The organism is Alcanivorax sp. HI0083, assembly GCF_001635175.1.
Map to the genome: position 1 here is coordinate 1 of NZ_LWFX01001448.1, position 1,242 is coordinate 1,242.

Here is a 1,242-nt window from a genome sequence, read left to right on the forward strand (position 1 = left end):
TCCATAAAAAACGGGCGGGCATCTGGAACTGGAAGCCGGCGCTGATGCCCAGGGCATCCGCCAGTTGCAGTTTCAGCCACTGGGCCATGCCATTGGATTGCACCAGGAAGGTTTCCGTTTCCAGCGGTGACAGCGGCTCACGCTGCAGCCAGTCGGCCACCAGCTCGGTGAGGGTTTCCAGACGGTTGCCGTGCAGCACCATCAGCCCGTTTTGCATGGACATTCCTTGCGCGAAATTGCGTTTGTGCGAAAAGGTCTAGCCTAAGGGAGAAGCGCTTGCCGTGCTACAACAGGTCGCCATATCTGGTGCTACAGGAGGGGGGGGCCAAATGCTGTTGTGGGGAAATAATTGGGTGGCAGGGGCGAGTAACGAGTTTCGAGTCTCGAAAAGCAAAAACCATTCTTCGGTTGAAGGTTTTGACTTTCGCAACTCGCTCCTCGTCACCCGCTACTGAATCGCTACAGCACGCTCATCCACCAGTTTAGTCGTTCACGCTTTTGCGGTTGCAGTGTTTCCTGTCTTTCTTGCGCTGACGGAGTATCGGCTTCACTGGCCTGGCTGGGCTTGATGCCAAAAGTGGGATAGAGCGACGCTACCAGCAGCACCGCCATGGCCTGATTAAAGGCGCGCAGACGCCGGCCCCGATGCAGCCAGTTTTTCAGCACCGCGCCAAACAGGTTCCAGCTGCTGATCAGCGGTAATCCGACGATCAGGAAGGTGCCTGCCACAATGGCCACGCTCAAGGTAAAGGCCTGCGGTTGGGTAAAGGTGGCCACACCGGTGAGAATCATCATCCATGCCTTGGGGTTTACCCACTGAAACAGGGCCGCCTGCATGAAGGTGAGCGGTTTGGCGTTGTCGCCATCACTTTTCAGGTCGCGGGTGCGCACTAGCTGCCAGGCCAGATACAACAGGTACAAGGCACCGCCCACACGCAGTGCGGTAACGGCCTGCGGGAAGCGGGTTAGTAGCTGACCGAGCCCCAGCGCCACGCACATCAGTATTACCTGACAGCCGATGGCAATGCCCAGAATGTGCGGCAAGGAACGGCGGAAGCCTGCGTTGGCACCGGATGCCATGAGCATCAGGTTGTTGGGGCCGGGGGTGCCGGTCATCACGGCGACAAAGCCGATAAGTGCCACTAACTGTTCCGTCGACATGACGCGATCCTTCTTTTCTGAAGATGGTTCAACAGACTAGATGGACAACGCATGCCAATACAGATATAAGAAAATAATATT

Annotated in this window: 2 protein-coding genes; both read right to left on the bottom strand. The window is 56.8% G+C overall.

Features of this window, described 5'->3' with window-relative positions:
- Positions 1-217, bottom strand: a 217-nt coding sequence (locus A3754_RS21910) for an exodeoxyribonuclease V subunit gamma (protein ID WP_156497144.1), incomplete at its 3' end; no start/stop codon positions are given.
- Between the two features lie 242 nt (positions 218-459).
- Positions 460-1,161 (bottom strand): LysE family translocator, encoded by a 702-nt coding sequence (locus A3754_RS21915; protein WP_063521330.1) that lies wholly within the window; start codon positions 1,159-1,161, stop codon positions 460-462.
- Positions 1,162-1,242 lie beyond the last annotated feature (81 nt).

Excerpts from the sequence above, each read along its gene's own strand:
- A3754_RS21915 (WP_063521330.1), bottom strand. The coding sequence starts at position 1,161 with ATGTCGACGGAACAGTTAGTGGCACTTATCGGCTTTGTCGCCGTGATG.